This is a genomic window from Streptomyces sp. NPDC005195 (genome assembly GCF_040608315.1).
Lineage (GTDB): Bacteria > Actinomycetota > Actinomycetes > Streptomycetales > Streptomycetaceae > Streptomyces > Streptomyces kaempferi.
Genome location: NZ_JBEXHZ010000137.1, coordinates 1 through 5,888, shown reverse-complemented (window position 1 = coordinate 5,888; position 5,888 = coordinate 1). Strand labels below are relative to the sequence as shown.

Genomic DNA, 5,888 nt, shown 5'->3' with positions numbered 1-5,888 from the left:
CCGCCGGTGAACAGCCCGTAGCCGTACGCCACATGCACCTTGTCGCCCGGACGGCCGCCCGCCGCCCGGATCGAACGGGCCACCATGTCGGCCCACATGGAGAGGTCGTTGTCCGTGTAGCCGACGACCGTGGGGCGTCCGGTGGTCCCGCTCGACGCGTGGAGGCGGCGGATTCGCTCCTGGGGCACGGCGAACATCCCGTACGGATAGTTCTCGCGCAGGTCCGCCTTCGTCGTGAACGGGAAGCGCGCCAGGTCGGAGAGGGTGCGGCAGTCGTCCGGCCGCACGCCCGCCTTGTCGAAGGACTCCCGGTAGAAAGGCACGTTCTCGTACACGTGCCGCAACGACGCCCGCAGCCGCTCCTCCTGCAACGCCCGCAGCGCGTCGGCGTCCAGCCGCTCGCCCGCGTCCAGCAGGTCCTTCGACACCGTGGAATCCGCCATGGGACTCCTCCCTCACCAACCGTACCAATCCGGGCGACCGATCATTCGGTCATGCTGTCCGGGATCAGTAATTCAGGCCGGTCCGTCTCGTGCAAGGGGTCGGCGTCCGGTTTCTTCGCGATCCGGTGCGCGGTGTCCGTGATGCGCGGGACGCGAGGGCGACGCGGGGCTCAGCCGCCGGCCTCCGCCGCCACCGAGCGTGCCCAGCGGTAGTCGGCCTTGCCGCTCGGTGACCGCTGGATGGTGTCCGTGATGACCAGCTGGCGGGGGATCTTGTAGCCGGCGAGGTGGTCCCGGACATGGGCCTGGATGTCCTCCAGGGACGGCCGGCGCGCACCCTCGCGCAGTTGCACGACCGCCGCCACGTGGTTGCCCCACCTCTCGTCCGGCACCCCGGCGACCAGGGCGTCGTACACGTCCGGATGGGACTTGAGGGCCTGCTCGACCTCCTCCGGGTAGACCTTCTCGCCACCGGTGTTGATGCACTGGGAGCCGCGGCCGAGGACGATGACGATGCCCTCCTCGTCGACGGTCGCCATGTCACCGAGCAGGACCCACCGCTCGCCGTCCTTCTGGAAGAAGGTCTCGGCGGTCTTCGCGGGGTCGTTGTAGTAGCCGAGGGGTACATGGCCGCGCTGTGCGATGCGTCCGGGTTCACCGGCGGCGACCGGTTCGTGGGTCGCCGGATCCACCACCTGGGTGCGGGAGTTGACGCGCACCCGGAAGCCTCTGGCGGGACCGGAGTCGGCGGTGGCGGTGCCGTTGAACCCGGACTCCGACGAGCCGAAGTTGTTGAGCAGCATCACGTTCGGGACCAGCGCCTGGAACTGGGCGCGGACCGTCTCCGACATGATGGCGCCGGACGACGACAGGCTGAACATGGAGGAGCAGTCGGTGTCCTTCATGGGCCCCTTCAGCGCGTCGATCAGCGGTCGCAGCATCGCGTCGCCGACCAGTGACACGCTGGTGACCCGCTCCCGCTCGATGGTCCGGAGAACCTCCTCGGGCGCGAACTTGCGGTGGATCACCACCCGCTGCCCGAAGTTGAACCCGATGAAGGCTGTCAGTGTCGAGGTGCCGTGCATCAGCGGAGGGGTGGGGAAGAACGTGATGCCCTCACCGCCCGCCGCGACCCGCTCGGCGAGCTCCTCCGGCTTAGCCACCGGCTCACCCGTCGGGGCGCCGCCGCCCAGGCCCGCGAAGAACAGGTCCTCCTGCCGCCACATCACGCCCTTGGGCATACCGGTCGTGCCGCCGGTGTAGATGATGAACTGGTCGTCCGCGGAGCGCGCCGGGAAACCCCGCCCGGGGGAGCCGGCGTGCTCGGCGTCCGCGAAGTCCACGAGGGCCGGAGCGGGATCGGGAGTGGAGGCGGATGCTGGGGGGGACGCGGATGCGGATGCGGGGGCGGCGGTGACCGGCGTGCCGGCCGTCCCGGAACCGGAGGTGGCCGCTCCCACGCGTACGAGGTGGCGCAGAGCGCGGGTTCGCGGGAGTGCCGCCGTCACCCGGTCGGTGAACTCCGCGTCGAAGACCAGGGCCACCAGATCCGCGTCCTGGTAGAGGTAGACCAACTCATCTTCCACGTAACGGTAGTTGACATTGACCGGCACGATCCGCGCCTTCAGGCAGGCCAGCACCGTCTGCACGTACTCGATCCCGTTGTACAGGTGCAGCCCCAGGTGTTCGCCGGGGCGTATGCCGCTGTCGATCAGGTGGTGGGCGATACGGTTCGCCGCCGAGTCCAGTTGCGCGTAGGTCAGCCGGCGCTCCGCGCCCGTACCGGGATGGTCGAGGTAGACCAGCGCCTCGCGGTCGGGGACCACGTCGACGACCGACTCGAACAGGTCGGCAAGGTTGTACTCCACCGCTCCTCCTGACGCCGAACGTCCGGGGCCGCCCCTCGGCTCGACGGTCATCAGAGCAAAGTCCGACACAACTGGGAAGGGCTCGCGCAGAAGAAATCTGACTGTCTGTCAGAAAACCCTTGTACTGGCTCCGCGCCTCCTGCAACCTGTTCTCGTTCCTGCGACGGGAGGACGGCAATGGGTGGGACGGAACACCTCACCGTGCGGCGCGAGGGCGCCACGCTGGTGCTCACGCTCAACAGGCCCGAGGCCAAGAACGCGCTCTCGCTGCCGATGCTGGTCGGCCTGTACGACGGCTGGACCGAGGCCGACGCGGACGACGGGATCCGCTCGATCGTGCTCACCGGCGCGGGCGGCGCCTTCTGCGCCGGCATGGACCTCAAGGCACTGGCCGGAAAGGGCATGGAGGGCGAGCAGTACCGGGACCGGCTCAAAGCCGACCCCGATCTGCACTGGAAGGCGATGCTGCGCCACCACCGTCCCCGTAAACCGGTGATCGCCGCCGTCGAGGGACCCTGCGTCGCGGGCGGCACCGAGATCCTCCAGGGCACCGACATCCGGGTCGCGGGCGAGTCGGCGCTCTTCGGCCTCTTCGAGGTCAGACGCGGACTGTTCCCGATCGGCGGCTCCACCGTCCGTCTGCCGCGCCAGATCCCGCGCACGCACGCCCTCGAGATGCTCCTGACCGGGCGCTCCTACTCGGCCGCGGAAGCCGCCCGCATCGGTCTCGTCGGCCGGGTCGTGCCGGACGGAACCGCGCTCGCCGAGGCCCTCGAGATCGCCGAACGGGTGAACGCCTGCGGCCCGCTCGCCGTCGAGGCCGTCAAGGCCTCCGTGTACGAGACCGCCGGGATGACCGAGACCGAGGGTCTCGCCGCCGAACTCACCCGCGGTTGGCCGATCTTCGACACCGCCGACGCCAAGGAGGGTTCCCGGGCCTTCGCCGAGAAGCGCCCGCCCGTCTACCGGCGCGCCTGACCCCCGAGCCCCCGCCCGGGCGCGCCTGACCTCCGAAGGAGACATCCGGGATGCCCGAAGTCCTCAAAGCCCCCCTCGTCGTCGAGTTCCCCTTCACCCGCTCGCTCGGTCCCGTGCAGAGCGCGTTCCTCACCGGTCTGCGCGAGCGGGTGGTCCTCGGCGTACGGACCACCGACGGCAGGACGCTCGTCCCGCCCGTCGAGTACGACCCCGTCACCGCCGACGAACTCCGCGACCTGGTCGAGGTCGCCCCCACCGGCACCGTCACCACCTGGGCCTGGAACCACGCCCCGCGCCGGGGCCAGCCGCTCGAAACGCCCTTCGCCTGGGTCCTGGTCAAGCTCGACGGCGCGGACACGGCCCTGCTGCACGCCCTCGACGCTCCCGGCCCCGACACCGTGCGCACCGGCATGCGGGTGCGCGTGCGCTGGGCCGGCGAACGCTCCGGGGCCATCACCGACATCGCCTGCTTCGAACCCTACGACGGCGCTCCGGGCGAACCCGGCGGTCACGACGGCCGGTTCGCCGACATGGTGACCGGCATCGTCACCCCCGCCCGCCTCGACTACGTGTACTCACCCGGCCGCGCCCAGAGCGCCTACATCGAGGCCCTCTCCGAGCGGCGCACCGTGGGGGAGCGCTGCCCGTTGTGCCGCAAGGTGTACGTCCCGCCCCGGGGCGCGTGCCCCACCTGCGGGGTAGCCACCGCGGAACAGGTCGAGGTGGGACCGCGCGGCACGGTCACCACGTACTGCGTCGTCAACATCAAGGCCCGCAACCTCGACATCGAAGTGCCCTACGTCTACGCCCACATCGCCCTCGACGGCGCCGACCTCGCGCTGCACGCCCGGATCGGCGGCATCCCCTACGACCAGGTACGGATGGGGCTGCGGGTCGAACCGGTGTGGACACGGGACGGCCGTCACCCGGACCACTACCGGCCGGCCGGCGAACCCGACGCGGACTACGAGACGTACAAGGAGCTGTTGTAGATGCGGCCCACCAGGGACGTCGCCGTGGTCGCCTTCGGGCAGACCGACCACCGGCGCACCAGCGACGAGCTCTCCGAGGTGGAGATGCTCATGCCGGTCCTGCACGAGGTCCTGGACCGGACCGGCCTGAAGACCAGCGACATCGACTTCACCTGCTCCGGTTCGACGGACTACCTCGCGGGCCGCGCCTTCTCCTTCACCATGGCGCTCGACGGGGTGGGCGCCTGGCCGCCGATCTCCGAGTCGCACGTGGAGATGGACGGGGCATGGGCGCTGTACGAGGCCTGGACGAAGCTCCTGACCGGAGACGCCGACACCGCGCTCGTATACGCGTACGGGAAGTCGTCGCCCGGCTCCGTGCGGGACGTCCTGACCCGGCAGCTCGACCCGTACTACGTCGCGCCGCTGTGGCCCGACTCGGTCGCGCTCGCCGCACTCCAGGCGCGGGCGCTCATCGACGCGGGCGACACCGACGAGCCCGAGCTCGCAGCTGTCGCGTCCCGCAGCCGCACCTCTGCGGCCGCCAACCCCCACGCACAGCTGCGAGGTTCGGTGGACCGGGGCGACTACGTCGTCCGTCCGCTGCGGACCGGTGACTGCCCGCCGGTCGGGGACGGCGCCGCCGCCGTGATCCTCGTGGCGGGCGAGCGGGCCCGCGAGCTGTGCGAGCGGCCCGCCTGGATCCGCGGCATCGACCACCGTATCGAGGCCCACAGTCTCGGCGTGCGCGATCTGACGGACTCCCCGTCCACCCGCCTCGCCGCCGAGCGCGCGGGGGTCTTCGAACGGCCCGTCGACACGGCCGAACTGCACGCCCCCTTCACCTCGCAGGAGGTCCTCCTGCGCAAGGCGCTGCGACTCGCCGACGACGTGGACGTGAACCCCTCCGGCGGGGCGCTCGCGGCCAACCCGGTCATGGTCGCCGGGCTCGTCCGCATCGGGGAGGCCGCCGCGCGCGTCCACCGGGGCACCTCCGACCGGGCGCTCGCCCACGCGACGTCGGGTCCCTGCCTCCAACAGAACCTGGTCGCCGTACTCGAAGGGGATCCGCGATGAGCAAGGAGCCCGTGGCCGTCGTAGGCGTCGGCCAGACCAAGCACGTGGCGGCCCGGCGGGACGTGTCGATCGCCGGCCTGGTCCGCGAGGCGGCGCGGCGGGCCCTGGAGGACGCCGAGCTGACGTGGTCCGACGTCGACGCCGTCGTCATCGGCAAGGCGCCGGACTTCTTCGAGGGCGTCATGATGCCGGAGCTGTACCTCGCCGACGCGCTCGGTGCCGTCGGCAAGCCGATGCTGCGCGTGCACACGGCCGGCTCCGTCGGCGGCTCGACCGCCCTGGTCGCCACCAACCTCGTCGCGGGCCGCGTCCACGGCACCGTCCTGACCCTGGCCTACGAGAAACAGTCCGAGTCGAACGCCATGTGGGGCCTGTCCCTGCCGATCCCCTTCCAGCAGCCGCTGCTGGCCGGCGCGGGCGGTTTCTTCGCCCCGCATGTACGCGCGTACCTGCGGCGCCCGGGTGCGCCCGACACCGTCGGCGCCCTGGTCGCCTACAAGGACCGCCGCAACGCGCTCAAGAACCCCTACGCGCACCTCCACGAGCACGAC

General features: G+C 71.1%; 4 protein-coding genes and 2 pseudogenes. 4 read left to right on the top strand and 2 right to left on the bottom strand.

Going from position 1 to position 5,888, the window contains the following annotated elements:
- Together ABZV34_RS36675 and ABZV34_RS36670 are read right to left on the bottom strand one after the other, a co-directional pair.
- Positions 1 to 443: pseudogene (locus ABZV34_RS36675) on the bottom strand (phenylacetate--CoA ligase); the annotation flags it as partial.
- 170 nt (positions 444 to 613) lie between these two features.
- The gene (locus ABZV34_RS36670; protein ID WP_356286786.1) at positions 614 to 2,311 is read right to left on the bottom strand and encodes an acyl-CoA synthetase; all 1,698 of its coding nucleotides are present in this window, start codon (positions 2,309 to 2,311) and stop codon (positions 614 to 616) included.
- A 177-nt stretch (positions 2,312 to 2,488) separates the two neighbouring features.
- On the opposite strand from ABZV34_RS36670, the gene ABZV34_RS36665 reads away from it, so the two are divergent.
- The 4 genes and pseudogenes from ABZV34_RS36665 to ABZV34_RS36650 form a co-directional block, all read left to right on the top strand.
- A complete protein-coding gene (locus ABZV34_RS36665; protein WP_356286783.1) occupies positions 2,489 to 3,289 on the top strand; it encodes a crotonase/enoyl-CoA hydratase family protein in 801 nt (266 codons plus the stop codon).
- A 50-nt stretch (positions 3,290 to 3,339) separates the two neighbouring features.
- Entirely contained in the window at positions 3,340 to 4,281 is a 942-nt protein-coding gene (locus ABZV34_RS36660) for an OB-fold domain-containing protein (protein ID WP_356286780.1), read from the top strand.
- Positions 4,282 to 5,337 carry a thiolase domain-containing protein gene (locus tag ABZV34_RS36655; RefSeq protein WP_356286777.1) on the top strand — a complete coding sequence of 352 codons (1,056 nt, stop codon included), beginning with the start codon at positions 4,282 to 4,284 and terminating at the stop codon, positions 5,335 to 5,337. It abuts the gene before it with no gap.
- Positions 5,334 to 5,888: pseudogene (locus ABZV34_RS36650) on the top strand (thiolase domain-containing protein); the annotation flags it as partial. The gene ABZV34_RS36655 and the pseudogene ABZV34_RS36650, both read left to right, overlap by 4 nt.

Bases quoted from the DNA above. Each gene is read 5' to 3' on its own strand.
- ABZV34_RS36665 (WP_356286783.1), top strand. From the start codon at position 2,489: ATGGGTGGGACGGAACACCTCACCGTGCGGCGCGAGGGCGCCACGCTG.
- ABZV34_RS36660 (WP_356286780.1), top strand. From the start codon at position 3,340: ATGCCCGAAGTCCTCAAAGCCCCCCTCGTCGTCGAGTTCCCCTTCACC.
- ABZV34_RS36655 (WP_356286777.1), top strand. From the start codon at position 4,282: ATGCGGCCCACCAGGGACGTCGCCGTGGTCGCCTTCGGGCAGACCGAC.